Annotated in this window: 28 protein-coding genes and 11 tRNA genes; 30 read left to right on the top strand and 9 right to left on the bottom strand. The window is 29.1% G+C overall.

Annotated features, from left to right (window positions below; all coding sequences use genetic code 11):
- The first annotated feature begins 15 nt into the window (after nt 1–15).
- The 6 genes from H8S10_RS07040 (at nt 16) to H8S10_RS07015 (ending at nt 7,021) form a co-directional block, all read left to right on the top strand.
- Complete coding sequence (locus H8S10_RS07040) at nt 16–1,956, top strand: DHH family phosphoesterase (RefSeq protein WP_186838401.1); 1,941 nt, start codon at nt 16–18, stop codon at nt 1,954–1,956.
- A gap of 43 nt (nt 1,957–1,999) precedes the next feature.
- On the top strand, nt 2,000–2,446 hold the full coding sequence (gene rplI / locus H8S10_RS07035; protein WP_055266771.1) for a 50S ribosomal protein L9: 447 nt from the start codon (nt 2,000–2,002) through the stop codon (nt 2,444–2,446).
- Between the two features lie 12 nt (nt 2,447–2,458).
- Nucleotides 2,459–4,336 carry a Lon family ATP-dependent protease gene (lonC, locus tag H8S10_RS07030; protein WP_186838400.1) on the top strand — a complete coding sequence of 626 codons (1,878 nt, stop codon included), beginning with the start codon at nt 2,459–2,461 and terminating at the stop codon, nt 4,334–4,336.
- A gap of 131 nt (nt 4,337–4,467) precedes the next feature.
- Nucleotides 4,468–5,805 (top strand): replicative DNA helicase, encoded by a 1,338-nt coding sequence (locus tag H8S10_RS07025; RefSeq protein ID WP_055266767.1) that lies wholly within the window; start codon nt 4,468–4,470, stop codon nt 5,803–5,805.
- A 139-nt stretch (nt 5,806–5,944) separates the two neighbouring features.
- Nucleotides 5,945–6,127: a DUF1858 domain-containing protein gene (locus H8S10_RS07020; protein WP_055266765.1), complete on the top strand. Its 183-nt coding sequence runs from the start codon at nt 5,945–5,947 to the stop codon at nt 6,125–6,127.
- A gap of 150 nt (nt 6,128–6,277) precedes the next feature.
- The gene (locus tag H8S10_RS07015) at nt 6,278–7,021 is read left to right on the top strand and encodes an acyl-ACP thioesterase domain-containing protein (protein WP_186838399.1); all 744 of its coding nucleotides are present in this window, start codon (nt 6,278–6,280) and stop codon (nt 7,019–7,021) included.
- A gap of 133 nt (nt 7,022–7,154) precedes the next feature.
- Here the strand turns inward: H8S10_RS07015 and H8S10_RS07010 are convergent, their stop codons facing one another.
- The gene (locus tag H8S10_RS07010; RefSeq protein ID WP_055266761.1) at nt 7,155–8,399 is read right to left on the bottom strand and encodes an NAD(P)/FAD-dependent oxidoreductase; all 1,245 of its coding nucleotides are present in this window, start codon (nt 8,397–8,399) and stop codon (nt 7,155–7,157) included.
- 501 nt (nt 8,400–8,900) lie between these two features.
- Between H8S10_RS07010 and H8S10_RS07005 the strand changes: the two genes are divergently transcribed.
- From H8S10_RS07005 to H8S10_RS06950, 12 genes are all read left to right on the top strand, one after another.
- Nucleotides 8,901–9,500, top strand: coding sequence for a hypothetical protein (locus tag H8S10_RS07005; RefSeq protein WP_186838398.1), 600 nt, complete (start codon nt 8,901–8,903; stop codon nt 9,498–9,500).
- A gap of 120 nt (nt 9,501–9,620) precedes the next feature.
- Nucleotides 9,621–9,695: transfer RNA gene (locus H8S10_RS07000), tRNA-Glu, on the top strand.
- 8 nt (nt 9,696–9,703) lie between these two features.
- Nucleotides 9,704–9,779 (top strand) — tRNA-Val (locus H8S10_RS06995).
- Between the two features lie 5 nt (nt 9,780–9,784).
- Nucleotides 9,785–9,861 (top strand) — tRNA-Asp (locus H8S10_RS06990).
- A gap of 49 nt (nt 9,862–9,910) precedes the next feature.
- A tRNA-Glu gene (locus tag H8S10_RS06985) sits at nt 9,911–9,985 on the top strand.
- Between the two features lie 8 nt (nt 9,986–9,993).
- A tRNA-Val gene (locus H8S10_RS06980) sits at nt 9,994–10,069 on the top strand.
- Nucleotides 10,070–10,073: 4 nt separating this feature from the next.
- Nucleotides 10,074–10,150 (top strand) — tRNA-Asp (locus tag H8S10_RS06975).
- A gap of 25 nt (nt 10,151–10,175) precedes the next feature.
- Nucleotides 10,176–10,250 (top strand) — tRNA-Thr (locus H8S10_RS06970).
- Between the two features lie 6 nt (nt 10,251–10,256).
- Nucleotides 10,257–10,331, top strand: a tRNA-Glu gene (locus H8S10_RS06965).
- Between the two features lie 9 nt (nt 10,332–10,340).
- Nucleotides 10,341–10,416 (top strand) — tRNA-Val (locus H8S10_RS06960).
- A 4-nt stretch (nt 10,417–10,420) separates the two neighbouring features.
- Nucleotides 10,421–10,497, top strand: a tRNA-Asp gene (locus H8S10_RS06955).
- A gap of 32 nt (nt 10,498–10,529) precedes the next feature.
- Nucleotides 10,530–10,604 (top strand) — tRNA-Thr (locus H8S10_RS06950).
- A 144-nt stretch (nt 10,605–10,748) separates the two neighbouring features.
- On the opposite strand, the gene H8S10_RS06945 is transcribed toward H8S10_RS06950, so the two are convergent.
- Complete coding sequence (locus H8S10_RS06945) at nt 10,749–11,738, bottom strand: ATP-binding protein (RefSeq protein ID WP_186838397.1); 990 nt, start codon at nt 11,736–11,738, stop codon at nt 10,749–10,751.
- Nucleotides 11,731–12,726 (bottom strand): DnaD domain protein, encoded by a 996-nt coding sequence (locus tag H8S10_RS06940; RefSeq protein ID WP_055266754.1) that lies wholly within the window; start codon nt 12,724–12,726, stop codon nt 11,731–11,733. Before H8S10_RS06940 ends, H8S10_RS06945 begins: the two co-directional genes overlap by 8 nt.
- A gap of 162 nt (nt 12,727–12,888) precedes the next feature.
- Between H8S10_RS06940 and H8S10_RS06935 the strand changes: the two genes are divergently transcribed.
- Nucleotides 12,889–14,064, top strand: coding sequence for a peptidoglycan DD-metalloendopeptidase family protein (locus H8S10_RS06935; RefSeq protein ID WP_186838396.1), 1,176 nt, complete (start codon nt 12,889–12,891; stop codon nt 14,062–14,064).
- An 18-nt stretch (nt 14,065–14,082) separates the two neighbouring features.
- Here H8S10_RS06935 and H8S10_RS06930 read toward each other — a convergent pair whose 3' ends face one another.
- The 4 genes from H8S10_RS06930 to H8S10_RS06915 form a co-directional block, all read right to left on the bottom strand.
- Nucleotides 14,083–15,276: a S8 family serine peptidase gene (locus H8S10_RS06930; protein ID WP_055266751.1), complete on the bottom strand. Its 1,194-nt coding sequence runs from the start codon at nt 15,274–15,276 to the stop codon at nt 14,083–14,085.
- A gap of 101 nt (nt 15,277–15,377) precedes the next feature.
- On the bottom strand, nt 15,378–15,809 hold the full coding sequence (locus H8S10_RS06925) for a DMT family transporter (protein ID WP_055266749.1): 432 nt from the start codon (nt 15,807–15,809) through the stop codon (nt 15,378–15,380).
- A gap of 80 nt (nt 15,810–15,889) precedes the next feature.
- Complete coding sequence (locus H8S10_RS06920) at nt 15,890–16,348, bottom strand: dUTP diphosphatase (RefSeq protein ID WP_055266747.1); 459 nt, start codon at nt 16,346–16,348, stop codon at nt 15,890–15,892.
- Nucleotides 16,349–16,495: 147 nt separating this feature from the next.
- Nucleotides 16,496–17,029 (bottom strand): hypothetical protein, encoded by a 534-nt coding sequence (locus tag H8S10_RS06915; protein ID WP_186838395.1) that lies wholly within the window; start codon nt 17,027–17,029, stop codon nt 16,496–16,498.
- Nucleotides 17,030–17,311: 282 nt separating this feature from the next.
- Here H8S10_RS06915 and H8S10_RS06910 point away from each other — a divergent pair, with 282 nt between their 5' ends.
- From H8S10_RS06910 to dcm, 8 genes are all read left to right on the top strand, one after another.
- On the top strand, nt 17,312–18,571 hold the full coding sequence (locus H8S10_RS06910; RefSeq protein ID WP_055266743.1) for a UDP-N-acetylglucosamine 1-carboxyvinyltransferase: 1,260 nt from the start codon (nt 17,312–17,314) through the stop codon (nt 18,569–18,571).
- Between the two features lie 14 nt (nt 18,572–18,585).
- Nucleotides 18,586–19,377: an MBL fold metallo-hydrolase gene (locus H8S10_RS06905; RefSeq protein ID WP_186838394.1), complete on the top strand. Its 792-nt coding sequence runs from the start codon at nt 18,586–18,588 to the stop codon at nt 19,375–19,377.
- Nucleotides 19,378–19,386: 9 nt separating this feature from the next.
- The gene (locus tag H8S10_RS06900) at nt 19,387–19,542 is read left to right on the top strand and encodes a CxxH/CxxC protein (RefSeq protein WP_070205693.1); all 156 of its coding nucleotides are present in this window, start codon (nt 19,387–19,389) and stop codon (nt 19,540–19,542) included.
- An 85-nt stretch (nt 19,543–19,627) separates the two neighbouring features.
- On the top strand, nt 19,628–20,125 hold the full coding sequence (locus tag H8S10_RS06895; protein WP_186838393.1) for an SEC-C metal-binding domain-containing protein: 498 nt from the start codon (nt 19,628–19,630) through the stop codon (nt 20,123–20,125).
- Between the two features lie 73 nt (nt 20,126–20,198).
- A complete protein-coding gene (locus tag H8S10_RS06890; protein WP_186838392.1) occupies nt 20,199–20,840 on the top strand; it encodes a lactate utilization protein in 642 nt (213 codons plus the stop codon).
- Nucleotides 20,841–20,934: 94 nt separating this feature from the next.
- Nucleotides 20,935–21,411, top strand: coding sequence for an Hsp20 family protein (locus H8S10_RS06885; protein WP_055266735.1), 477 nt, complete (start codon nt 20,935–20,937; stop codon nt 21,409–21,411).
- Nucleotides 21,412–21,442: 31 nt separating this feature from the next.
- On the top strand, nt 21,443–21,922 hold the full coding sequence (rlmH, locus tag H8S10_RS06880; RefSeq protein ID WP_055266733.1) for a 23S rRNA (pseudouridine(1915)-N(3))-methyltransferase RlmH: 480 nt from the start codon (nt 21,443–21,445) through the stop codon (nt 21,920–21,922).
- A 226-nt stretch (nt 21,923–22,148) separates the two neighbouring features.
- Nucleotides 22,149–23,858: a DNA (cytosine-5-)-methyltransferase gene (gene dcm / locus H8S10_RS06875; protein ID WP_186838391.1), complete on the top strand. Its 1,710-nt coding sequence runs from the start codon at nt 22,149–22,151 to the stop codon at nt 23,856–23,858.
- 30 nt (nt 23,859–23,888) lie between these two features.
- Here the strand turns inward: dcm and H8S10_RS06870 are convergent, their stop codons facing one another.
- The gene (locus H8S10_RS06870) at nt 23,889–24,911 is read right to left on the bottom strand and encodes an HNH endonuclease signature motif containing protein (RefSeq protein WP_186838390.1); all 1,023 of its coding nucleotides are present in this window, start codon (nt 24,909–24,911) and stop codon (nt 23,889–23,891) included.
- Between the two features lie 247 nt (nt 24,912–25,158).
- Here H8S10_RS06870 and H8S10_RS06865 point away from each other — a divergent pair, with 247 nt between their 5' ends.
- Nucleotides 25,159–25,473 carry a hypothetical protein gene (locus H8S10_RS06865; protein WP_186838389.1) on the top strand — a complete coding sequence of 105 codons (315 nt, stop codon included), beginning with the start codon at nt 25,159–25,161 and terminating at the stop codon, nt 25,471–25,473.
- A 68-nt stretch (nt 25,474–25,541) separates the two neighbouring features.
- On the top strand, nt 25,542–25,880 hold the full coding sequence (locus H8S10_RS06860) for a hypothetical protein (protein ID WP_186838388.1): 339 nt from the start codon (nt 25,542–25,544) through the stop codon (nt 25,878–25,880).
- Nucleotides 25,881–25,909: 29 nt separating this feature from the next.
- On the opposite strand, the gene H8S10_RS06855 is transcribed toward H8S10_RS06860, so the two are convergent.
- Nucleotides 25,910–26,071: a hypothetical protein gene (locus H8S10_RS06855; RefSeq protein ID WP_186838387.1), complete on the bottom strand. Its 162-nt coding sequence runs from the start codon at nt 26,069–26,071 to the stop codon at nt 25,910–25,912.
- A 74-nt stretch (nt 26,072–26,145) separates the two neighbouring features.
- Between H8S10_RS06855 and H8S10_RS06850 the strand changes: the two genes are divergently transcribed.
- Nucleotides 26,146–26,439 (top strand): hypothetical protein, encoded by a 294-nt coding sequence (locus tag H8S10_RS06850; RefSeq protein WP_186838386.1) that lies wholly within the window; start codon nt 26,146–26,148, stop codon nt 26,437–26,439.
- The last annotated feature ends 39 nt before the right edge of the window (nt 26,440–26,478 follow it).

Raw genomic sequence — 26,478 nt, 5'->3', positions numbered from 1 at the left:
CTTAGGAGGCTTTCAATGAAGGAAAAACTTAAGGATTATCAACAAGTGATAGTACCAGCTATTTTTATATTTATAAGTATGATATTTTTCTATAATGATAAGTTTATAGTAGGAAGTATTATATTATTGGCGTTTATTATATACAGTTATTACTTAAATTTGAATGAGCGTTATAAAGATGAAAAGGATAAAAGAGTAGTATCTAAGCTTAAATTAAATATTAATGATAATATTTCAAATATGATAGCTCCAATTGCTCTTATTAATGAAAATGGAGATATTATATGGGCAAATAAAAAATTAGCTAATGAATTAGATTTGAAAGATAATGAAGTACAAAATATTGTTAGTATTACAAGAAGCATAGATTTACAAAAGCTTTTGAAATGTGATAAAGATTTAAGTCAGCGTATAAAGGTAAAAAACTATGTTTATAGTATATATGCTAGCAAAATAATTGGAGAAGATGAACTTATTAATGATGTATATGCAGTGTATTTTATAGAAGTTAGCAATTTGAGTGATTTAAATACAACTAAAGAAAGTGTAATGTTAATTGAAGTAGATAATTTATCTGAGGTTCTTGAAAGTACAGAAGAAAGTGAAAGACCTTTACTCGTAGCAGAAGTAGAAAGAACTATTAATTTATATGCTCAAAAGTTGAAGGCACTTATTGTTAAATATGGTTCTAATAGATATGCATTATCGATCATAGATAAGTATATTACTGAAGAAATAAATAATAAATTTGATATATTAGAAAAAATATCTGAAATTGAACGTGGTAATAAGTTTGAACTTACTTTAAGCATTGGAATAGGAAGAGGAGGATCTACCCCTCAAGAAAATTATAATAATGCAGTTACTGCTAAGGAGCTTGCTTTAGGTAGAGGCGGTGACCAAGTTGCCATAAAAAATAATGAAAAGATAATTTTCTTTGGTGGAAATACTAGAGAGTTTGAAAAGAGAACAAGAGTAAGAGCAAGAGTTATTGCTCATGCATTAAAGGATCTTATCTATGAGAGTAGTAATGTATTAATTATGGGACACAAGAATCCAGATATGGATTGCTTAGGTGCTGCGGTTGGTTTATGGTCTACAATAAAGCAAATGGGCAAGAATTGTAATATTATTTTAGATAATGATAGAAATGCTATTGAATATTACATGAGTAGGTTAAAAAGTGATAGCAAGTATGATAAAACATTTATTTCTAGAGATGAGGCAGAAAAAAATATCAATGATAAATCTTTATTAATAGTAGTAGATGTTCATAATAAAGGGTATGTAAGTAATATTGACTTAGTTGAAAAAGTGTCTAGAAAGATAATTATAGATCATCATAGAAGAAGCCCTGATATAGTTGAAGGCACGTTATTAAATTATATTGAGGTATATGCATCATCTACCTCAGAAATGGTAACAGAACTAATTCAGTATATGGTACAAAAGCCTAGAATATCAAAGGTTGAAGCTGAAGGGCTTTTAGCTGGTATTGTTATGGACACTAAAGAATTCCAATTTAAGGCTGGAGTTAGAACATTTGATGCAGCGTCATTTTTAAGATCTATAGGTGCTGATACATTGGAAGTTAAAAAAATGTTTAATGATAGTTTAGAAGATTATTTAGTTATAGCCGATACTATTAAGAATGCAGATGTAAAAAATAAGGTGGCGATAGCTGTTTGTCCAAGTAATGTTGATAATACAGTTATAGTAGCTAGAGCAGCTGATGAATTATTAACTATCTCAGGAATAGAGGTATGCTTTGTTTTAGCTGAAATAAATAATAATGTAATAATAAGTGGACGTTCTCTTGGGGATGTTAATGTTCAAGTTATATTAGAAGAACTTGGTGGCGGTGGTCATATGAATATGGCTGGAGCTAAATTAAAACTTTCTATAGAAGAATCTATAGAAGCTTTAAAAAATTCTATAGAAAAGCATTTAAAGTAGAACAAATGTGACAAGAATAAAAGATAAAGGATAGGTGTATAGGATGAAAGTTATTTTATTACAAGACGTAAAGAAAATGGGGAAAAAAGGTGATGTTATAGAAGCATCAGATGGATATGCTAGAAACTATTTATTTCCTAGGAAATTAGCAGAAGAAGCAACAGCAAATGCTTTACACGTTGTTAATGCTAAAAAGGAAAATGAAAGAAGAAAGAAGCTTGCTGAACTAGAAGCAGCTCAAAAGTTAGCAGCTGAATTAAAAGGTAAAGAAGTTACAGTAAAAGCTAAAGCAGGAGAAAGTGGAAGATTATTTGGAGCTATAACAAATAAAGATATAGCTGAAGTTATTAACACAACATTTAAATTATCAGTAGATAAGAAAAAAGTAGTAATGGAAACAATAAAAATTGCGGGAACATATGATGTAGAAATTAAATTATATCCAGAAGTATCAACAAAGATAAAGGTTATAATTGTCCCTCAACAATAAGGAGGATTTAATTTGGAATTACAAAATATATTAGATAGTGATTTACCGTTAGAGTCAAAGGTGAATGTATTATTTGAGATACTTAATAATGTGCTTGATGAAGGTGCTGTAAGAGCTAGAACTGTTAGATTTAAGTTAAATAAGTATGTTAATTCACCAAAAATAAACGAGAGAATATATGCACTTAATGTTATTGCATCAGATGGAAAAGGAGCGAAGGTAGTTCCAAATGATGATACAGCACGAGATATATTAGAGGATGTAGTTTATTGGATATCTGAAAATATAGCTAAAAAATATGTGCAAAGACAAATAGAAACTGAAGTTGAAAAGAGTCTTGTTGAGAGACAAGAGAAGTTTATGGATGAACTTAGACTTTCTATAATAAGAAAGCAAAAAGGTTCTGAAAATAGCAAAACAGCACTTAAGCTTGAGAAGCTTGAGAAGCTTGATGCTAAAAAGATAAATAAAAATGTAATGAATCTTTTAAGACCAGAAACTTTTGAAGAGATTGTTGGGCAAGAGAGAGCTGTTAAGTCATTAATATCAAAGATGGCATCTCCATACCCACAGCATATAATCCTTTATGGGCCTCCAGGAGTAGGTAAGACATCAGCAGCAAGACTTGCTTTAGAAGAAGCTAAAAAACTTAAATTTACGCCTTTTGATGAGGAATCAAAGTTTGTTGAAGTTGATGGAACAACATTAAGATGGGATCCAAGAGAAATAACAAATCCTCTATTAGGCTCAGTACATGATCCTATATATCAAGGTAGTAAGAAAGACTTAGCTGAGATAGGTGTACCTGAACCAAAACCAGGTTTAGTTACAGATGCACATGGTGGAGTTTTATTCATTGATGAAATCGGTGAATTAGATGAAATACTTCAAAATAAACTTTTAAAAGTTTTAGAAGATAAAAGAGTAGAGTTTTCATCATCTTACTATGATCCAGATGATGAAAACATACCAAAATATATAAAATATTTATTTGATAATGGAGCACCGGCTGATTTTGTTTTAATAGGGGCTACGACTAAAGATCCAAGTGAAATTAATCCAGCTTTAAGATCAAGATGTACAGAGGTTTATTTTGAGCCATTATCTGCTACAGATATAGAAGGAATAATTGAAAATGCAGCTAAAAAGTTAGAAGTAACTTTAGAAGATGGTGTTGCAAAGCTTATTAGTCAATATACTATTGAAGGTAGAAGAGCTGTAAATATATTATCAGATGCTTATGGATATTCTTTATATAACTCTCAAGGGGAAGATACAAAAGGAATAATAAAGATAAGCGATGTAGAAGAGGTATTATCTATAGGTAGATATTTACCTTATGAAAGAATAGATAATTTAGACAGTTCTGAAGTAGGGCATGTATATGGATTAGGAGTAAGTGGATTTGTAGGATCTACTATAGAGATTGAAGCAGCTGTATTCCCTGCAAGAAAAAAAGGTGCAGGAACTATTAAGTTTAATGATACAGCAGGTTCAATGGCAAAGGATTCTGTATTTAATGCAGCTTCTGTTATAAGAAAGATTACTGAAAAAGATATAAGAGATTATGATATACACGTTAATGTAATTGGTGGAGGAAAGATAGATGGGCCTTCAGCAGGAGCAGCTATAACTGTTTGTATAATTAGTGCTCTTACTAATAGACCAATACGTCAAGACATTGCTATTACAGGTGAGATTTCATTAAGAGGTACTGTGAAGCCAGTTGGTGGTATATTTGAAAAAATATATGGTGCTAGAAGAAAAGGAATTAAACTTGTTGCTGTCCCTAAAGATAATGAAAAAGAAGTCCCTCTAGGGCTTAGTGATATAGAAGTTAAATTTATAACTAATATAGAGGAACTTATGGAGATAGTATTTGAGAAGTAATGTGGATTAAGCTTCCTTAGTAGGAAGCTTAATTTTATTGTGTGAAAAAAAGAATTTTAATATACATAATATAAATTTCTTTAGATTTTGTTATAATAAATTTAGGATACTTAGGAGGGAGGGTTACTTATATGGAAACACCAATGATGAGAAGTTTACCACAGAGTATTGAAGCTGAACAGTCTGTTATAGGTGCTATGATAATAGATAAGAGCGCTATAGCAAAAGTTCTTGAAAAGCTTAAAGAAGATGACTTTTATAGAGATGGTCATAAAATAATATATAAGGCTATACAGCATATGTTTTCGCAAGATATGGCTGTAGACTTAGTAACATTATTAGAATATTTAAAGACTACTGATAACTTAGATAAAGCTGGTGGAGTTACTTATATATCAGAGTTAAGTGCTTCTGTACCAACAACGGCCAACTTAAGTTCATATATAAAAATAGTTGAAGAAAAATCTACTTTGAGAAAGCTAATTAAGGCATCTACAGCAATCATAGAGGAAAGTTATAATAGCGGTGATGATGTAGGAAAGGTTATTGATATAGCTCAAAAGAAGATGTTTGATATAGCTGAAAAGAAAGACTCTAAAGAGTATGAACCATTATCAAACGTTCTTGAAAGAGGATTTTTAGAAATAGAAAGATTATTTAATAACAGAGGAGCAATAACAGGGGTTGGATCTGGGATAAAAGACCTAGACGCAAAAACATCTGGATTCCAAAAAGGTGATATGGTGCTTATAGCAGCCAGACCTTCAATGGGAAAAACAACTTTCTCACTTAATATAGCTGAGAATGCAGCATTAAAAGAGGGGAAGAGTGTAGTTATATTTTCTCTGGAAATGTCTAAGGAGCAATTAGCTTATAAGTTATTATGCTCTCAAGCAAATGTTGATATGTTAAAACTTAGAACTGGTAATTTAGATGATGATGACTGGGAAAGAATTGCGAGAGCTACAGGACCATTATCTAAGGCAAAAGTGTATATAGATGATACAGCAGGTCTTAGCGTTATGGAAATGAGATCTAAGTGTAGAAAGATAAAAATGGAACATGGTATTGATATGATACTTATAGACTACTTACAACTTATGTCTGGTAGCTCAGGTAGTGATAATAGACAACAAGAAGTATCGGAAATATCAAGATCTATTAAGGCATTAGCTAAGGAGATGGAGTGCCCAGTTATAGCTTTATCACAGTTATCTCGTGCGCCAGAGCAAAGAGCTGATCACAGACCAATGCTATCTGACTTAAGAGAATCAGGATCAATTGAGCAGGATGCTGACGTAGTTATGTTCTTATATAGAGATGAATACTATAATAAGGAAAGTGAAGACAAAGGAATTGGTGAATGTATTATAGCTAAGCAAAGAAACGGCCCGGTTGGAACTGTTAAAATGGCTTGGATTGGAGCACACTCTAAATTTGCAGATTTAGATTTAGTTCATAAAGAATAAATAATATTAAAATATTAAAAAGATGCTTATATTAAGAAAGCATCTTTTTAATTTAGAAATCACCTTGAAATATTATGAGAACTTGTATAGAATATATTTAATTATTAATAAAAACACTATTAAAGGATAGGTGAATGTATTGATTACTAAGGAAATGACTATTGGTGAAGTTATAAAGGCTAATGTTAATAAAGCTGATGTACTTATGCAATTCGGAATGGGATGCGTAGGGTGTCCATCTGCTCAAGCAGAGACGGTGGAAGAGGCTGCAAGAGTTCATGGTATAGATTTAAATGAGTTATTAGATGCTCTAAATAGATAATAGTATATATGGTATTTTAAAGTCAGCATTGCTGGCTTTTTTATTATTTTATAAAAATTAAATTATAAACTTAATTTAGAATTTTAATATTATAAAATTTATGTGGTAAAATATGTTTAGCAATAAATTAATGGAAAGTGGGCGTATTAAGTGGGAAAAAGATTTGAAAGAGAATATGAGATTCATTATTATGATGTTGATGTAAAATTACAATGCAAAATTGAATCTATAGTTAATTACTTTACAGACATAGGAACGAAGCAATCAGAGAAGCTTGGTGTAGGAATTGAATATATGACAGAAAGAAATTTGGCATGGGTATTCTGTAAGTATGATGTAAAGATAAATAGATATCCTAAATATGGAGAAAAGATTAGAGTAGCTACAAATGCTTTGGGATTTAAGAAATTTTATGCATCAAGATTATATGAAATATTTGATGAAGAAGGTAATAAAATTGTTGAAGCAGTTGGAATATTTTTATTGATAGATATTAATAAGAGAAGAGCGGTAAGAATACCTGTAGAGCAATATGAGTTTTATGGTGTTAGTGAAGAAGAAGAGTGCAATATAAATGTTTCAAAATTAGAAAAATTGAAAGAGGAAATGTACTCAAAAGAATTTAAAGTAAGATATACTGATATAGATTCTAATACACACGTTAATAATGTTAAATATATAGAATGGGCATTAGAATCAATACCGGTAGAGATATTATATAAAAATAACTTAGTTGAATTAAGCGTAGTCTTCGAGAAGGAATGTTCCTATGGAGATGAAATAAAATCAATATGTGAAATTAAAGAAAATGATGATCAATATATTATTTTACATAAGATAGAAAATGCAGAGGGAAAAGAATTAACAACATTAATATCAAAATGGGATAAATAGAATGGTAAATGACAAATGGAGAATGGCAAATTAATAAATAAAGCCAGTTATTATGACTTTTAAAAAATATATTTTAAGAGACTGCAAAGCAGTTTCACTACTTAATTTGCCACTTGCCATTGTTAATTTGCCATTATTTATTTGCGATTGATTTTGCAGCTACATATCCAGAACTCCAAGCCCATTGTAGATTAAATCCACCACAATCTCCGTGAACATCTATAAGCTCACCAGCAAAATATAGATTAGGAACTATCTTAGATTCTAATGTATCTGGATTAATTTCAGAAGCATCAACTCCTCCAATAGTTACTTGAGCTTGATTGAAATCATTTGTACCGATACAAGTAAATTTCCAACCTTTTAGCGTTTGAATTAATTTGTTTTTTTCTTTCCAAGAAAGTTCATAACATGGCATATGTAAATCAGTAATACCGCATTCTTTTAAAAGAACAGGTATTATTTTTTTGTTTATTACGCCTATGAAAGCATTTATTATAGGTCTATGAGAAAGAAGAGCAAAATGACATTCTAAGAAATCTATTAACTCATCTTTTGTATAGTTTGGCATAAGGTCAACAATAACTTCTGTTTTTTTGCTATTGCTAGTAGCTTGAGACGCTAAAGCTGATATTTGAAGTATCGGAGGACCAGAAATACCGTAATCAGTGAATAATATTTCACCAAAATCTTCTTTGACTTCTTTATCATCTACAAATAATTTTGCATAGCCATCAAATTTAACGCCTGAAAGTGCTTTAAGATGTTCATATTTTAATTTTAATTGAACTATTCCAGGTAAAAGCTTTGTTATTGAATGTCCTAAATTTTTTGCTAAATAATATGCAGAACCATCTGATCCTGTTTTTGGAGCAGATTTTCCTCCACAGGCTAATATTAAGTTTTCACATGTGAATAATTTATATTCTTCATTACTTGTGGATAATTTAAAAACTTTTCCCTTGTGGATATCTTTTATTTTGCAGCTTGTGTATAAAGGTATGTTTCTATCTTCTAGTGACATTTTTAAAATATCCACAACTGAAGAGGCTTGAAGGGACTGTGGATATAATTTTCCTCCTTTTAGAGGAACTATTGGAAGACCTAAAGATAAAAAATAATTTAATGTATCATCTACACCAAATTGACTTAAAACAGACGAAAAGAAATTATCACAATTACTATGATAATTAATAAAAGGTTCAGCAACACATCTATTAGATATATTACATCTACCATTTCCTGTAGTTAATATTTTTTTTCCAACTCTATCAGTACCTTCAACAATGGCTACATCTATCCCAAAATCTTTAGCAGTTATAGCAGCTATCATTCCAGAAGCTCCACCACCGACGATTATTAAATCATGATATATCAAAATAAGAACACTCCTTTAATATTAGTTTTATATAAAAAGTTTGAAATACTTTTTTAGTTAAGAGTTAATGATCAAAAGTTAATAGTTGAGATAAAACTATTATTTAGTTTATTGAAAATATATATTTTAAGAAAATTAATTTTAATCTAAATATATAACTCGTAACTTTTATCTTTTAACTATATATTGTGTAATTTTCATAAAGCAAATTAAAATTTAACAATACTAAATGAAATACACTACTGGCATATGTTTGTAGGTTTAAGTTAGCCTACCAAAATTAAAATTTGGAGAATTAAAGAAAACTCATACTCATATACGATTGAATGAGTAAGTTTCACCAACTAAATTTAAAATTAAATAGTTTAAGGAAACACACTACTCGCATACGCTCGTAGGTGTAAGTTCGCTTAACCAAATTGAAATTTGGAAGCTCACTTAATTCTATCACAGTAATATTAGTAAAAAAACTATGGAATACTATATTGAGAGGTGAGAGTATTGTTAGTTAAAATTATTGACCAAACTTTAGAGGATTATGAAAAAGAGTTTAAGGTTAGAAGGATGAATTATGATCAAGTAGTAGTAAATTATCCTAATAGTAAAGGTATTAAGGTATTTGATAATAATGAGATAGAATTTATCACAGAAAGTGAAGTAGATGAATTTTTAATAAAATATAATGATTTTTTAAAAATAAAATTAAATAGAGGAATATCAGTAACACTATATAAGGCTCTTTTAGAAATTATAGAATCACAATTAAATATTGAATTTAACAATTTAAACTTATTAAGAGATAAACATAATGTGAATAAAAGAGGTGTTTGGGAAAAAGAAATAATAGCTGTTATAAATAATAGTATTCCAGTTAAAATTTTAGCTGTAGGACAAAACTTTAAAAAAATAGGATTTAATATAACTTTAGATGAAATTAATAAAGATGAATTTTTTGAAATGTGTCTTTTTGAAATTGAAAAAATACAAAATGAAATAAAATTAAAAGAAGATTCATTAAGTAGATATGGTATGGCAATAGAAAATTTAAAAAAAGTAGAAAAAAATAAAAGTGCTGAAAAGCCAGTAAAAATGCTGACTTAAGGGTGGATAGTGATAAGCTAAAAATAAAAAATAAAAAAAAGTTTTTAAAAAGTGTTGACACCATATTTAATTTTATGTATTATAGTTAATGTGCTCGGCAGAGAACGAGCAAGAAACCTAGGCCCCTTGGTCAAGCGGTCAAGACACCACCCTTTCACGGTGGTAACAGGGGTTCGATTCCCCTAGGGGTCACCATTTAATACGGAAGCATAGCTCAGCTGGGAGAGCATCTGCCTTACAAGCAGAGGGTCACAGGTTCGATCCCTGTTGTTTCCACCATAAATGGCTCAGTAGCTCAGTTGGTTAGAGTGCCGGCCTGTCACGCCGGAGGTCGAGGGTTCGAGCCCCTTCTGAGTCGCCAATTTTTTAAAAAGTGGTACACAAGATAATAAGTGATAAACAAAAGCCTAGGCCCCTTGGTCAAGCGGTCAAGACACCACCCTTTCACGGTGGTAACAGGGGTTCGATTCCCCTAGGGGTCACCATTTAATACGGAAGCATAGCTCAGCTGGGAGAGCATCTGCCTTACAAGCAGAGGGTCACAGGTTCGATCCCTGTTGTTTCCACCATAATGGCTCAGTAGCTCAGTTGGTTAGAGTGCCGGCCTGTCACGCCGGAGGTCGAGGGTTCGAGCCCCTTCTGAGTCGCCACTTTTTTAAAAAAACTATATAATATGCTGGTGTGGCTCAATGGCAGAGCAGCTGACTTGTAATCAGCAGGTTGTTGGTTCGACTCCGATCACCAGCTCCATTATATGGCCCCTTGGTCAAGCGGTCAAGACACCACCCTTTCACGGTGGTAACAGGGGTTCGATTCCCCTAGGGGTCACCATTTTAATACGGAAGCATAGCTCAGCTGGGAGAGCATCTGCCTTACAAGCAGAGGGTCACAGGTTCGATCCCTGTTGTTTCCACCATAATGGCTCAGTAGCTCAGTTGGTTAGAGTGCCGGCCTGTCACGCCGGAGGTCGAGGGTTCGAGCCCCTTCTGAGTCGCCAATTTTATTTTGGTGATAAAATATAATATTTATGCTGGTGTGGCTCAATGGCAGAGCAGCTGACTTGTAATCAGCAGGTTGTTGGTTCGACTCCGATCACCAGCTCCATGAAACTCTAGATAATTCTAGAGTTTTTTTGTTTTTATATTATAATACAAAAATTAAATTTATTTATAAAAAAGACACTTTACTTTGTAAAATTAATAGTTTAAAGATTTATTATTAATTTAAGTAAAGCGTCTTTCTTATTATTTATTGTTGTTGAGATCTCATTCTTGCAAGATTAAGCTTTATTCTAACATCATTACCGTAAAACTTAAAGAAAGTGAAATTACCAACTAAACGAGAATAAACTCTAGTAGTATAACTTTTTTCTATATCTGGAAGATTTAAATTTGTTGATATAATCATCTTTTTATTATTTAATAACTTTTTATTTATTAAGTTAAATAATTCATTAGTAGAAAAGTCTGTTACTTGTTCAGCTCCTAAGTCGTCTATTATTAGTAAATCACAATTTATTAATAAATCTTCAAGTACATAGTTATTATTGAAAGTTATTTCTCTTAAGTCTCTTATCAAATCGTTAGATGTCTTATATATAACTAGATATCCTTTATCTAATAACTCTTTAGCGATACACCAAGATAAAAATGTTTTACCATTCCCTGATTCGCCATAAAATAAAAGATTAGTATTATCAGTATCGAAATTAGCTAAATAATTACCTCTTACAAACTCATAAATTTTCTCCATGTTTTTACGCTGAGAATTTTTATAATTACCGCTATTTTCAGAAGAAAATAACCTTATATCAAAGTTATTAAAATTACAAGTAGCTAAGTTATTTGATAATTTAGAAGTTTCATAATATAAATTTACAAGTTTAGTTTTAAAGCAACTACATCTCTTAGTTCCTATATAACCAGTATCTTGGCATTTTGGGCATTGATAATGAAGTGTCAGATAATCTGTAGGATACCCATAAGCCGTTAGTAACTCGTATTTTTGCTTTCTAAGCTCTTGTATATCAGCTTTAATATTATTTAAATCAGATTCAGATGCACCTTTTAATATAGCCATAGGTAAAGCTAAGGAAAGTTTTTGAATCGTGTTATCTAATTCAATTATTTCAGGAGCTTTTTGAAGAATTTCATTTTTTCTATTTTTTAAATTATGATTTTCATCTTCACGTATTTTTTCGTAAATATTCATTAATTTTTCTTGATATCCCTTAATCATTGTTATACCATCCTAAAAGTTCTTTTTCCAAATCATCATAGTCTTTTGATGATTTATTATTAATATTTTGACCAATAAATCTTTTGCTATTATTGCTAGTATAGTTCCCCTTAGATGGAGTAATGCCAGAAGGTTTTGAATCTTTTTCTTCAATAGCAGCAATTGTTTTTAGGTTATTCTTATTCCAGTTAGATAAGATTCCGTCAATGTATTTAAAATCTGCTCTATTTAAACGTTGGAAACATATATTGCAAGCTTTTTCTATAACATCTAGAGGAAAATTAAAATCATTTATCCATTTATCTAACATTTCTTCTTGTGGTTTCATTAATTCAGGATTTTTAATACCTAAATAATTTAGAATATGTCTAATTTTTATCCATTTATCTTCATTTTTCTTGATATAGTTTTGAGCTTCTTCGACTGTGGTTATATTCATATCTTTCCAAGCCATTGCTACCTTTTCTATATATCTATAATCACTTTTTCCACGAGATACACAATATTCAAAAAGAATCAGTATTAATTCTGATGAGAAATTGAAATCATCTTGCCAACTCAAGTAAGTAGTCATTTCTTTAGGAGATAGAGGTCTTCCTAAAAGTCTTTCAATATCATTTAGCATATCCTTAGTTGAATTTTTATTTAATGCTTGAAGTAAGTTTATTTCTTTACTTTGAGATTTAGATTCTTTAACTAAATCAACAAATTCAATATTAAAATTACCCATTTTATCAATTGGAATAAGCTTTATTAGTCCTTCATCATTCCAATAATTTAAGGCATTTAGTACATCAGATTCAAGCAAATTTAATGAAGTAGCTAATATTGATGATGTTACACCCATTTCACCACAAGTATTATATTTAAGCATTAATAGATATACCTTTATAAATTCTCCACGGGCTTTAGGCATATATTTCTCTATAAATATATTACTAACGGGAGTAAAGTCTAGTTGTTTATTTTTTAGCATAAATGTGCTCATAAATATTCTCTACCTTTCTTGAACTATTACGTTTAAGCTAATTATAACAAAGGTGATATTAACCCTCAACATAACAATTAAAGAAATGATATGTATATTATTTTACTTCTTGGGAAAATTAAAAAATGTTGTAAATAAAACTAAAAAAGAGGAGTGATAAAAATGTACTCGCAGAAGAAGGATGAAAAGTGTGTCATACGAAAAACCACTTTATCCTTAATAGTATTAACAATATTGTTATTTCTTATATCAGAAATAACTAATGGCTATAGTATACATGGAAATAGGAAAACAGTTCAGTGTATTAATGTTATTAATGATTCAAATGAAATACCACAAGGAGTTTATTTGGCAAATTCAAGTGATATTTCTAATAACTATAATGATATTGTTAATTTGGAGAGTAAGAATCTAAATGCAAATATAGATAATATAAATAGAAATGTTAATGGCTTTGCTATAACTGTAGATAATAATATTTTTGGATATGTACTAAGTGCTCAAGAAAAAGATGAAATAATTGAGAGTGTATGCGAAAGTTATATTAGAGAATTAGGAGTTAATGTTGAAGATATATCTTATATGAAGATAAATGGAAATATAAAAGTGACGCCTACTGAATTAAAGTTGTGTCAATTGAGTAATAGTAGTGAAATATCAAAAGATATTTATGAGGCATCTATAATAAATAAAAGTTTGTTGGATTTAGAGTTAAGCTTAAGAACCTTTCAAGAAGAAAATATAGAATCACCAGTTATAGTTGAAGAAGATAATAGTATATATATGGGTGAAGAAGTTATTGTACAAGGATCTGATGGAACAAAAGAAGTTTATAAGGAAGTCGTATATGATGGACTTACGAAAGTAGAAGAAAATATATTAAATGAGAACGTATTAGTAGAGCCTATAGCTACTGTAGTACATAGAGGAAGTAAAAATCCATACTATGATGGAGTAAGTTTTTTAGAGAGACCAGTAGATGGGGGATATATATCATCATATTATGGAGAAGATAGAGTTAATTCGTATCATAAAGGACTTGATATAGCTGAAAATCTTGGAGAAGATATAATAGCTTCTTTCGAAGGTAAAGTAATATATGCTGGATATAATGATGGAGGGTATGGAAATTTAGTTATAGTTCAGCATAGTGACGATATGAAAACATATTATGCTCATTTAAGTGAGATATACGTGTCTCTAAATCAAGAAGTGAAAAAAGGAGAAATAATAGGTGCTGTAGGAAGTACTGGATATAGTACTGGACCTCATTTACATTTTGAATTAAGGATAAATGAAACACCTGTAAATCCTCTTAATTATATAGTCAAAAAGTAAAAGTGCTTTATGGCACTTTTACTTTTTAAATAATTTATTTAAATTTATACATCCTTCTCCCTGAGTATTTAGTGGTAGATCTAAGTTAGTAGATGAAGCTGTTAACATAGATACTATATCATCAAAGGAGAGTGTAGGTGTAAGTTCATATAATAAAGCACATATACCAGATATATATGCAGCTGATATAGATGTGCCGCTAAAGCTTTTGTATGAAGATGAAAGTTTAGGTGCATATATTTTAGTATTATTTTTTTCAGATATATAAGATGTATTACAGTTAAGAGATACAATATCTACACAAGCAGCACAAAAATTAGGTTTAAAATCTTTTTTTGGAGCACCTGTAGATGAGTATTCATAAGGAGTTGTTTTTGAAGTGGTATCTAGACCACTTACTGTAATAGCATTTTTACTTAGAGCTATTCCCATAATAGAGCCTTCAATACTATTACTTCCACTAGGAAGTATAGGTGTAATACCTAAATCAACAGCTTTTTTTAGTATTTTATCAAAAAGTGAGAATATAAATTTATCATGATTTAAGCTTTCAAATGGTAAACATAAAATTTTTATATTATACTTAGGACTTATAGATATTAACTCATTTATAGCATATAGTACATCTGAGACATATCCTTTTCCTAATCTATCAAAAGCTTTTATCACATGAAGCTCTGAGTTAGGAGCAATTCCTTTATATATTCCATTAGAGGATTCACCATTACCAGCAATGACTCCACAAGTGCATGTACCATGTCCGTTATCATCATATGGGAATGAGAGACCATTAATTAAGTCTGTGAAGGTAGCAATTCGATTAAAAGGTGTTGTTAAATCACGGTGAGGATATACACCAGAATCAATTACTCCAATACCTACCCCCCGACCAGAAGCATTTATACTATTAGATAATCTAACTCTATTAGCAGTTTGTACGCTTATACCACAAAGATTAAAAAATTGATCTAAGCATATATATTCAACTTCAGGATATTCTAATAATCTATTTATAGATTGAGAGTTTAAAATAGCACATATAATATTATCAATATTAATATTTCTTAATATAGTTCCTTTATATGATAAGATTCTTTTTTCAATAGAATCCTGAAAGTTTCTACATTTAATTAAAACCCTATAACTCCTAGATGTATTAAATTCCATATAATTTTTAAGATTAGAGTCTAGTTTTTTATTTAAAGAGAACATAAAAAACTCCTTAAAATTAATCCACATTATATAGTATAAAACTAAGGCTATTTTTGTTAATTAAGAAAAGAAAAAAAGTGCGAAGCACACTTCGCACTTTTTTAATGCTTCCATTTAAAGATTACAATACCTGCAATCATAACGATTACTCCTATTATTTGGCTTATTCCAAAACTACTTCTTTCTGAGCCAAATAAACCAAAGTAATCTATAAGTCCAGCTGAAGCTAATTGAGCAACTAAAATAGTTCCAATTCCAAGGGTAGTTCCTAATGAACCAATACTAACCATAACAGTATAAGTAATTACTACGCCTATAAATCCCCCTAATAGATAGAGTTTATTGACTTCTTTTATAGCACCAAAATCACCTTTTCTGAAAAAGCATAAAATTATTAATGCTAATGCTAAGCCTGTTGCTTGAACTATTGTAGTAGTTTCCCATGAACCTATTTTTTCATTTAGCCTAGTATTAAATACGCCTTGAATAGTCATTGATATGCCTGAAATAATAGCACATATAAATCCAATCATTAATAATCACCTCAAGTATATTATGTGAAATTAATGGATTAATTATATAAAAAAAAGAAACTCTTTTGAGTTTCTTAATATTAATCTCCATAAATAAAAGAATTTATTATATCTTTTTCAGAATATCCAAGAGTTACTCCAAGACTTAAAGTATCTTCCAATAAAGTTAAAAAGTGATCAGAAGATGTTGATACTATTAAATCATTTATATCTATATATAAATTTAAGAATTGGTCACTTAAACAATAATCATTTGGTTTAAGTTGTACCTCATAATCTGATATATATTCTCTATATAATCCTAAGCTAATTATATGAGCAAGAAAATCAACATATTTTTTAAATATAATGTCTTTATTTAAGCTTGAAGAAACATTTTCTAAGTAAGTATAGCATTTAGTTTCTTCAGCAATTGAGCCTAATTTAACATGAAGCTCAAGATGCTTTCTAACCCACAGCTTATATTCAGGAAGCTCATGGTTTATTAAAAGTTGCTTATTTTTTTCAAGTTGTGATTCAACTATAGATGAAATATTCATAAATAACCTCCTAATTAGGATTAATATAATATATTTTACAGAAATAATTTACTCTTGAAAAGGTTGGTAAACGAATACAAAAAATAAATTTTTATAAAAAAAGCACTGACTATAAAAAATAGTCAATGCTAAAAATCTAATAGAAAATTAAAAATCTTTTAAAGGATATGTTTGAATTAAAGTTTCTCTCCTAGTATTAGATATTTTCCATAATTCTAGTCTATTTACTTTTAAAGTTGAAAGGTTAAATCTTGAATCTAATGGAGCGATAACTCTTTTATTGTCTTTGTTATTATAACTTATATTAGCTAAAGTAAGCTGTAAATTTTTATCAGATTCAATTCCTTTAACATTAAATCCATGTAATTGAAGGTTATCAGATAATAATCTATTTAATCTTTTAATATATCCAACATCTTCGATTTCTAAATTTAATGTTTTACTAGAATCACAAATGCTAACTTTTGAAGAAACCTCTACTTTAAAATTTTTATAAGGCTTAACTATTTTATCAACAACTGTATTAATCTTATCTATATTTGGATTTTCTAAAATTTCTAATGGAATATATGGAATTGGAGAGTTTCTGTTAGCTCTATATTTTTTTGATAAATTTCTTTGTATAGGGCTTAAGTTTTTGTATGATTCATCATCGAATAATGCAACTAGATAATATTTCATATTATAACCTCACAAGTAAATTTTTGTATATACTTTCTAAAAATTATATCATATTAGTATATAGGTTTTCAAACAATATATTCACTAATATAATATATACGGTGAAAATAAAGGATTTTTGGCAGAAAAAAACCTATTAACTACTTATTAGTTTATGATATAATAAATGAGGTTAACTTAAAAGAGGAATAGTTAAAAAATTACCTCTTGAGATATATTTTGGATAATTTTATGAAAAATAGGATAGATTAATGTATATAAAAATAGATAAGGGTGAATAGGATGGAAACTTTAATTATAAATGGAGGCAATGCCTTAAGAGGGTCTGTTGAAATTAATGGTGCTAAAAATGCAGCAGTTGCCATTTTACCAGCGGCAGTTTTAGCAAGTAATCAAAAGTGTATTATTGATAATATACCGGACATAGAAGATGTTCATTGTTTAGAAAGAATATTACAAAGTCTTGGATGTGTTGTAAACAAAATTAATAATAATACTTTAGAAATAGATGCTACTGATATAACAACTGTAAATGCATGTACAGAAGATGTAAGAAGAATGAGAGCATCTTATTATTTTATAGGCTCTTTATTAGCTAGATTTAAAAAAGCTAGGGTTGAACTTCCAGGTGGATGTCCTATAGGGGTTAGACCAATAGATCAACATATAAAAGGATTTGAGGCATTAGGAGCTAAAGTAACTATAGAACATGGGGCAGTTTCAGTAGAAGCTGATGAATTACATGGTGCAAATATTTTCTTTGATGTTGTTTCAGTAGGAGCTACTATAAATGTAATGATAGCAGCTACTATGGCAGAAGGAACAACTATATTAGAAAATGTAGCAAAAGAACCTCATGTAGTAGATGTAGCTAATTTCTTAAATAAAATGGGTGCTGATATAAAAGGTGCTGGAACAGATGTTATAAGAATTAAGGGTGTTAAATCTATAAATGGATGTAATTATAGTGTAATTCCAGACCAAATAGAAGCAGGAACATTTATGATAGCTGCAGCAGCAACAAAAGGTGATGTAACTATAACTAATGTTATTCCAAAGCACTTAGAATCAATTTCTGCAAAGCTTATGGAAGTTGGAGCTATAGTTGAAGAGGGTGATGACAGTATTAGAGTTACTGTTGATAAACCTTTAAAGGGAGTAAATGTAAAGACAGCTCCATATCCAGGGTTCCCAACAGATGTACAACAGCCAATGGCAGCTCTATTAAGCATAACTGAAGGAAGAAGCTTAGTAGTAGAAAGTATATGGGAAAATAGACATAAGCATACTGATGAATTAAAGAAGATGGGTGCTGTAATCAAGGTTGAAGGAAGAACAGCTATAATAGATGGTGTTGAATCTTTAGCAGGAAGCAGAGTTAGAGCTACAGATTTAAGAGCTGGAGCTGCAATGGTAATAGCAGGATTAATAGCTAATGGAGAAACTGAAATAATAGATATAGAACACATAGATAGAGGATATCCTCATATTGAAAATAAATTTAGAGCTTTAGGAGCTGACATAAGAAGAGAAGATAGATAATTGGGGGAAAACAAATGATATTTTGCTCATTATATAGTGGAAGTAGTGGAAACAGTATTTTTGTAGGATCTGAAAAAGCTAAAATATTAATAGATGCTGGGTTACCAGGGAAAAAGATAGATGAAGCTTTAAAGAGTATTGGGCAAAAGGCGGAAGAACTTGATGGAATATTCATAACACATGAGCATAGCGATCATATTAAAGGTGTAGGTATTTTATCAAGAAAATATGATATACCTATATATGCCCCGGGAAATACATGGCAGGCTATGGAAAAAAGCATTGGAAAGATAAAAGAGCATAATATAAAGGTTATGGATAAAAGATCCGTAGTATCAATAAATGATTTAGATATTAAATCATTTAATATACCTCATGATGCAGCAGCTCCAGTTGGATATACAGTGAACCTAGGTAATAAACAAGCTAGTGTTGCAACTGATTTTGGAATATTTACTAAAGAAATTTGGGATAATATTAAGGATTCAGAAGTTATGCTTTTAGAAAGTAATCATGATGTAAGTATGGTTGAGTATGGTCCATATCCATATAACTTAAAAAGAAGAATTTTAAGTGAGATAGGCCATTTATCCAATGAAGATTGTGGAAAAGCAATAGTTAATATATTAAAAGCTGGATTAGGAAAGAAAATAATATTAGGACATTTAAGTAATACTAATAATCATCCAGATTTAGCATACCAAACTGTTGTTGATGTATTGACGAATAGTGGAGTTAATATCGGATCAGATGTTATTCTAAGCATGGCTAATAGAAATAATCCAAGTGAAATAGTAAAGCTGTAGGTGAAAATTATGATAAAGTATGTATGTGAAGAACATATAGATGATATTATGGATGACTTAATTAACGAATATGAAACATTCCCTATTATGGAAGAATGTGAAGACAAGCAATGTGAGTATTGTAAGAATAGAAGTAAGTATTTAGTTAAAATAACAGATGCTTAAGTATTGAAAAAGATAGTAAATATTTAGTATAATTATGTAATAAGATAACATGTAATATAACATCGTAAGAAGAGGAGAAATTACAATGAGTTTATATAAGCAATGGACAGATATGGTTGTAGAGTACGTTAAGACAAAAGGTGAAAATGCTTTCTGGGCAGAGTACACTAAGATTGAAAGCAGAATCTATAAGGATTTATTAGCAAAACATACTGAAGTTCAAACAATAACAATTGCTGAGTTTGCTAAGAAATATGATACAACAGAAGAGTTTATCATGGGATTTGTTGACGGAATAAACGAAAGCTTAAAGAATGTATATGACTTAGAAAACTTAACTGCTAATGATGAAATAGCTTTAGATATCGATTTAGAAAAGTTATACTTCAATATGTTAGAAGCTAAGGCTGAATACTTATATAACTTACCACAATGGGATGCTATATTCTCAGAAGAAAAGAGAAAAGAAATTCAAAAAGCATACAGAGAATCAACTATGGTTAGAAACGAAAACAAAGTTGGTAGAAATGATGCATGTCCATGTGGAAGCGGAAAGAAATATAAGAAATGTTGTGGAAAATAATATAGTTTACAAAAGAGCTTTGAATATCAAGGCTCTTTTTTTATAAGTTGTATTAAATAAAAGGAGAGAGTTTATGGATAGTAATGTTAAATGGGTAAATGAAGAGAAAATATTAAGAACTATTAATTCATTAGAAAAGAATAATATGAATGGGTATATTGTAAACAGCAAAGAAGAGTTGATAGATATGATAATAAGCCTAACTAATGAAGGGGATAAGGTGAGTTGTGGAGGATCTATGTCGTTAGTTGAGACAGGCGTTATGGATCATTTAAGAAGTGGAAGATATGACTTTTTAGATAGAGCAAAAGAAGGCTTATCAGCAATGGATATAGATAGAATATATAGAGAAAGCTTTTTTGCAGATGCTTATTTTTCAAGTACGAATGCAATTACTGAAGGTGGAGAGTTGTATAATGTAGATGGAAATGGTAATAGAGTTGCAGCTCTTTTATTTGGGCCAAAGAAGGTTATAATAGTTGCAGGGGTAAATAAGATAGTTAAGAACTTAGATGAGGCTATAAAAAGGAATAGAGAAATCGCAGCACCAGCAAATGCAAAGAGATTAAATAAAAGCACTCCATGTACTAAGGTTGGATACTGTATGGATTGTAAGAGTGCAGAAAAAATATGCAGAGAATATACTCTTATAAAAAGTCAAAAAGATAAAAATAGAATACACGTAATCTTTTTAAATGATAGTATAGGATATTAATATTTAAAGTTAATTAATACGTATGTTTTTGTATCAATATATGGTCAAATTAAATAAAGTATATTAAGTTATAATTATTATGATGGAGGATACTATGTTTGATGTATTTTCATACGTATTTTCTAATGTATTTGACTCTGTAATAAACAATAGTCAATTAATAGATAATATAGTAGATAGTGTGCTAAATAGTGATATTGTAAATGATATGGTTAATACTCTAGAGAATATGGTAAACTTAAATATAGATTGTAAAGAGTATAAAAGAAAATATTTGATAGAAGCAGATTTACCAGGGGTTTCAAAAAAGGATATAGATATAGATTATACCAATAATTATATATCTATAAATATAAAGAGAAATCAAGTATTCTCTAATGGTAAAAATGTTGCTATAGCTGTAATACAAGGTGGAAATGATATATCAAAAGATTTTTATGTGGAAAATATAGACCCATATAATATTAAGGCCGTTTTTAAAGATGGAAAGTTAAAAGTATATATACCAAAGAAGGATAGGTTAAAAGAAATAAGTCCTATAGTAGAAGTTAGTGATTATACTTGTGAATGATATTTAGTATTTAACATAGGAGGAAAGATAGATGAACATAACTGTAATTTCAGTAGGAAAGTTAAAAGAAAAATATTTAAAGTTAGCAATAGACGAATATGCAAAAAGGCTAGGGAGATATTGTAAACTGGATATAATAGAGTTACCAGATGAAAAAACTCCAGATAATGCATCGGAAAAAGAGGAGTTAATTATTAAAGATAAAGAAGGACAACTAATATTATCTAAGATTAAAGATAATATGTTTGTTATAGCTATGGACTTAAATGCTAAACAGATGACCTCAGAAGAGTTCTCAAAGTTTATTGAGACTCAAGGGGTTATGGGTAACTCTAACATAACTTTTGTTATAGGAGGCAGTCTAGGGTTATCACAAGATGTTATTAAGAGAGCAAATTATAAAATATGTTTTTCTAAGATGACATTCCCACATCAATTATTTAGAGTAATGTTATTAGAGCAAATATATAGAGCTTTTAGAATAATGAAGAATGAACCGTACCACAAGTAAATGCGGTTTTTACAAAATTTTGAATGTTTATTTAGCCATATCATAAAAGATATGGCTTTTTATGATATGATTTTTTATTTATATTATTATAAAAAAATATGAACAAGCAGATACTTTACATTAGAACATAAGTTCTATATAATTGGATATAAATAAGTACTTACTACATAAATCATAATTATGATATAATAAATAAGTTGTACAAAAAAGATAAGGCGGTGTAGTTATGTTAAGACTTGCAACTGTTTTTAGTGGGATAGGTGCTATAGAGCATGCACTTAAGAGAATGGGAATAGAGCATGAAATAGTTTTTGCATCAGATAATGGTGATGTTGATATATTTAAAAAGAAAATTGATATTAATTTTATAGATATAAAAAATGAACTAGAGAGATTAGAAAGAATAATAGATAATATAGATATAAAAGTAGATAGTGATTATGAATACTTAACTGATTTAGAAAGTCATTTAAATAGAATTAGTGAAAGAATTATTTTTCTTCAAGAACAAAATAGGAATTATGATTTTGATGTTTTAGCTATTATTGATAAGGTAGATAATGAAAAGGTTAAAAAGGATTTACAGACAATAGTTAATAAATATACTGATATAAATGATATTAACAATATTGATAAAGTATTAATAATAAGTAAAATAGAAAAAGAAAATAAAGAGTTAGTAAATGAAATAATATCTAAAAATGATATTAATACTAAAGGTATTATAAAGGAATTAAAAGAGATTGTAGCGCAATTAGGAATGCTAGATGAGAAAATAGAGACACTTCATATACATAGTGAGCTTAGAAAGATTGAGGATTATTCAGATAAGAAAAGATATGTAGATGATTTATATAAGGGAAAAGAAAAATCAAATTTTGTTAAGCAAAGTTATTTTGCAAATTATGATATAGATGATGCTCATTTTCATTGGAATGTTTCATTTATTGATGGATACCAATATAGAGATAGAGTGGATTTATTTGTTGGTGGAAGCCCTTGTCAGTCATTTTCTATGGTAGGAAAGCAAAGAGGTTTAGGAGATACTAGGGGAACTTTGTTTTATGAATATGCAAGGTTAGTAAAAGAAATTAAACCGAAGGTATTTATATATGAAAATGTAAAGGCTGTATTGAATAATGATGGTGGTAAAACATGGGAAACTATGAGTCGAGTATTCGATGATTTAGGATATAAATGGGAATTGATGGTTCTTAATAGTAGAGATTTTGGTGTAGCTCAAAATAGAGAGAGAATATTTGTTGTTGGGTTTAGAGATGATATAGTATTAAAAAAAGAATTCGAGGAGCCTAAAAAACAAGTTCTTGAAAAAACTATGAAAGATTATCTTTTAGATAATGTATCTGGTAAATATTACTTAAATAAAAAAGGTGTAGCTTTTGTAACTGATAGTAAAAATCTTCAAAAGAAGTGGACTCAAATAGATGGTGAAGTGCAATTGTGCCAAAAGAAAAATCAACAATTTAATTGGCATGGAGATTTTGTATTTGAAGAGGAAAATAAAGATAAAGAAAAAACTATACAAGATTTAGAAAAATATTTCTTATCAGAAAAAGTAAAAAAATATGTTTTAGCTAGTGGAACTAAGAATTTTTATTCAAAGCCAGAAATAGATTTAGATATTGCAAGACCGTTATTAACTACAATGCATAAAATGCATAGAGCTGGAGTTGATAATTATGTTACTACAGAGGGAAGGATAAGAAAATTAACTCCTAGAGAGTGTCTTAGACTTATGGGATTTTGTGATAGTTTTAAAATAGTTGTTTCGGATACTCAAGCGTATCAACAAGCAGGAAACTCTATAGTGGTAGATGTTCTTATTGGAATAATGAGGGAGATAATAAAAGCATATCCTGAAATAATACAAGAAGGTAAAAGTAAACATTTGAGGGAAATTGCAATTACAGAATAAGAAATGGAGGGTAATCTAACCCTCCATTTTTTAGCGTTTAAATATATTATTTCTATGGAATTCAAGATATAGATTTCTATTTCCAGTTGAATTTTCAATATTATATATTTGACCACTAATTAAGTTTAATGACATAATTATTTGTAAGTTTAATTTTGATGAAATAAGTAAAGAACCATCATTATTAAAACTAATTAAACCTCTATCAAATAGAACATCATATGAAGGAGTTAGAGTTAATCCATTATAACCATCTAATCTTTCGTGATTATTTCTACATTGACTCCATGGAATTATATGACTAGCTCTTAACAAGAAAGAGTCTGATATACCAGTAAATGGACAACGTGGCATAATATTAATAACATTACTTCTAAATTTCCCTTGCCCATTTCTTGCCTTTATTAGAGAGGTTCTTTCAGTGGAATCGATAGTAGTATCATTAGTTATAGTATTTATTACAGTTTCTTCTAATTTAACTCCATTGGATGGTGCGTTTGGTGCTGTAAATGTAAGAGTGAAAATGTAAATTATATCATCAGAAGATGAATTGTTTATAAGTTTATATATAGTTAGTTGAGAATATAGAGGGATAGAAAGTTCTCTTATTATATCCCAAGCATAATCAGCACATCCTATATAAAATCTATCAGAATCAAGTTCTCCGTTTTGCATATAAATATTAAATGGTAATAAATCAGGTAAAGAGTTTATTGCTTTTTCACGTTCACTATAGAAACTTAGAATATTTCTATTATGATTTTCTATGGGATTTAGATAATAGTTATAAGTAGAATATAAGTAATCAATTAAATTTTCTTTTAATAGATAGCAGGTTGAAGTACAAGCAGGATAAACTTTTCCTTTTTTTGATATTGTATCTGTAGAAGAAAATGTAAAAAGTGGAACTGAATTTTGAGATGATACATATAATCTAGCTTCACCGCTACCACTACCAATTTTATTGTTTGGAGAAACAAATGAATCGGATAAGTTTACAGTTAGGCTGTCAATTGTAAGATAAATATTGTTATTAATTTGAATATTTTGCATAAAGCACCTCCGAAATGTATTATGGTATAATTTTAATATCTTCGGGGTATAGAAGTCAATTAAAAAATAAAAATATAAAACAATAAAAATAAAACAGGTAATAAAATGTTAAATTGATAAAATTATTGCTAAAATAATGATAAAAAAATAATATTCTTCTTAAACTAAGCTGTAAAAATAACCCGAAGAGATGTGTAGAATTTTTAAATATATATTATATAATTAGATTAAGGAGGCGATTTGGATAATGAATAAAGAGATTAAAAAAATTAAAATAACAGAATTTCTTCAATGGAATGATAGAAATGGTTGTTATACGGATGAGAATTGTGATTTAGAAGATATACCAAGAATGACTTATGAAGATGCAGTTAAGTATTTCTTTGGTGTAATGAATGATGATTTCTACTATAGTATAACAGATAATATTTTTAAGTTATCTTATGAGGAAGTAATTAAATATGCTAAAGATAATAACTTCTATGATTCAACATATGAAAAGTTAAATCTATTAATAAATAATGATAAGCCAACAATAGAATTTTATAAAAGTTTGATTTAGTAAAAGCTCTTACTTGTATTTTAGATATGCAGGTAAGAGTTTTTATGTTTATAAGGAGGAAAAATATAATGAAAAAAATTTATAAAGAAAATCAATTACTGGAAGTGAATAATATGCCCATAGAAGTAATTGAAAGCATAAAAGTAACAATAGATATACTGAATGAAAACTATGGATTTAATAGAGCTATAGAATCTGACTTAGGTGGATATGTAGTTATAGCAGAAAATATAGTAGATATCGAAGTGTTGAAACAAGATAAGTTACAAGGTTTAGTGCCAGAATATACTGATGTAATTGAGGTTGTTAATGGAGTTAATTGGACTTCTTCACTATTTTTGCTTTCAAGCGATTATGCAATTACAGTAGTAACTACAGAAGAACTTTCTAAGTTCCTACTAGAATAACGAAGAATAAAGAGGCTAGTTAAAACCTCTTATTCTTCTGTATATGTAACTAAACCTTTAGATTCTAAAAATTGCATTTCTAAGTCTAAAACAAGGTCTATAATTTCTTTTGAGACTTCATATCCAGAAGCAGTACATTTTTCGAAAATAAAGTCTGTCATTTCAGTAGCATCTATAAAAGTTTTCTCCATTAAAAGCCCTCCATTAATTGAAATATTAGTATAAATATTATAGTAAATTATATATAAAAAGGGAAGTGATTAATATGAAAAAGAAGGTAATTAAATCAACTAAATACTGCGATTTATTGTTACAAGCTAGGTTGAATGATAGTGAATATACATATTGTATTGAGAGAATATATGTAAAAGCTAAGAAAACTGAAGAGATACGTTTTAGTTTATATAAAGATACAGTAAAATCAGATAATAGGTATATTCCAAGAAGTCTTGATGTAACAGAACTAGAACTAATAGAGTTAATAAAAGAGTCAATAAGAGAGAAAGTATTTTCAGAAGGATTCATTGAAATGTTAAAACAAGAAATAAGTAAAATATAAAAGTCTTAATTGCTATAAGAATAGTGATTAAGACTTTTT

The sequence above is a fragment of the Clostridium sp. NSJ-49 genome (assembly GCF_014287725.1).
GTDB lineage: Bacteria > Bacillota > Clostridia > Clostridiales > Clostridiaceae > Clostridium > Clostridium disporicum_B.
The sequence above is the reverse complement of the archived record's forward strand: the minus strand, read 5'-3'. Positions and strand labels throughout refer to the sequence as shown.

Coding starts and splice junctions, on each gene's coding strand:
- H8S10_RS07040 (WP_186838401.1), top strand. CDS start 16: ATGAAGGAAAAACTTAAGGATTATCAACAAGTGATAGTACCAGCTATT.
- rplI (WP_055266771.1), top strand. CDS start 2,000: ATGAAAGTTATTTTATTACAAGACGTAAAGAAAATGGGGAAAAAAGGT.
- H8S10_RS07025 (WP_055266767.1), top strand. CDS start 4,468: ATGGAAACACCAATGATGAGAAGTTTACCACAGAGTATTGAAGCTGAA.
- H8S10_RS06945 (WP_186838397.1), bottom strand. CDS start 11,738: ATGATTAAGGGATATCAAGAAAAATTAATGAATATTTACGAAAAAATA.
- H8S10_RS06940 (WP_055266754.1), bottom strand. CDS start 12,726: ATGAGCACATTTATGCTAAAAAATAAACAACTAGACTTTACTCCCGTT.
- H8S10_RS06935 (WP_186838396.1), top strand. CDS start 12,889: ATGTACTCGCAGAAGAAGGATGAAAAGTGTGTCATACGAAAAACCACT.
- H8S10_RS06930 (WP_055266751.1), bottom strand. CDS start 15,276: ATGTTCTCTTTAAATAAAAAACTAGACTCTAATCTTAAAAATTATATG.
- H8S10_RS06925 (WP_055266749.1), bottom strand. CDS start 15,809: ATGATTGGATTTATATGTGCTATTATTTCAGGCATATCAATGACTATT.
- H8S10_RS06920 (WP_055266747.1), bottom strand. CDS start 16,348: ATGAATATTTCATCTATAGTTGAATCACAACTTGAAAAAAATAAGCAA.
- H8S10_RS06915 (WP_186838395.1), bottom strand. CDS start 17,029: ATGAAATATTATCTAGTTGCATTATTCGATGATGAATCATACAAAAAC.
- H8S10_RS06910 (WP_055266743.1), top strand. CDS start 17,312: ATGGAAACTTTAATTATAAATGGAGGCAATGCCTTAAGAGGGTCTGTT.
- H8S10_RS06905 (WP_186838394.1), top strand. CDS start 18,586: ATGATATTTTGCTCATTATATAGTGGAAGTAGTGGAAACAGTATTTTT.
- H8S10_RS06900 (WP_070205693.1), top strand. CDS start 19,387: ATGATAAAGTATGTATGTGAAGAACATATAGATGATATTATGGATGAC.
- H8S10_RS06895 (WP_186838393.1), top strand. CDS start 19,628: ATGAGTTTATATAAGCAATGGACAGATATGGTTGTAGAGTACGTTAAG.
- H8S10_RS06890 (WP_186838392.1), top strand. CDS start 20,199: ATGGATAGTAATGTTAAATGGGTAAATGAAGAGAAAATATTAAGAACT.
- H8S10_RS06885 (WP_055266735.1), top strand. CDS start 20,935: ATGTTTGATGTATTTTCATACGTATTTTCTAATGTATTTGACTCTGTA.
- rlmH (WP_055266733.1), top strand. CDS start 21,443: ATGAACATAACTGTAATTTCAGTAGGAAAGTTAAAAGAAAAATATTTA.
- dcm (WP_186838391.1), top strand. CDS start 22,149: ATGTTAAGACTTGCAACTGTTTTTAGTGGGATAGGTGCTATAGAGCAT.
- H8S10_RS06870 (WP_186838390.1), bottom strand. CDS start 24,911: ATGCAAAATATTCAAATTAATAACAATATTTATCTTACAATTGACAGC.
- H8S10_RS06865 (WP_186838389.1), top strand. CDS start 25,159: ATGAATAAAGAGATTAAAAAAATTAAAATAACAGAATTTCTTCAATGG.
- H8S10_RS06860 (WP_186838388.1), top strand. CDS start 25,542: ATGAAAAAAATTTATAAAGAAAATCAATTACTGGAAGTGAATAATATG.
- H8S10_RS06855 (WP_186838387.1), bottom strand. CDS start 26,071: ATGGAGAAAACTTTTATAGATGCTACTGAAATGACAGACTTTATTTTC.
- H8S10_RS06850 (WP_186838386.1), top strand. CDS start 26,146: ATGAAAAAGAAGGTAATTAAATCAACTAAATACTGCGATTTATTGTTA.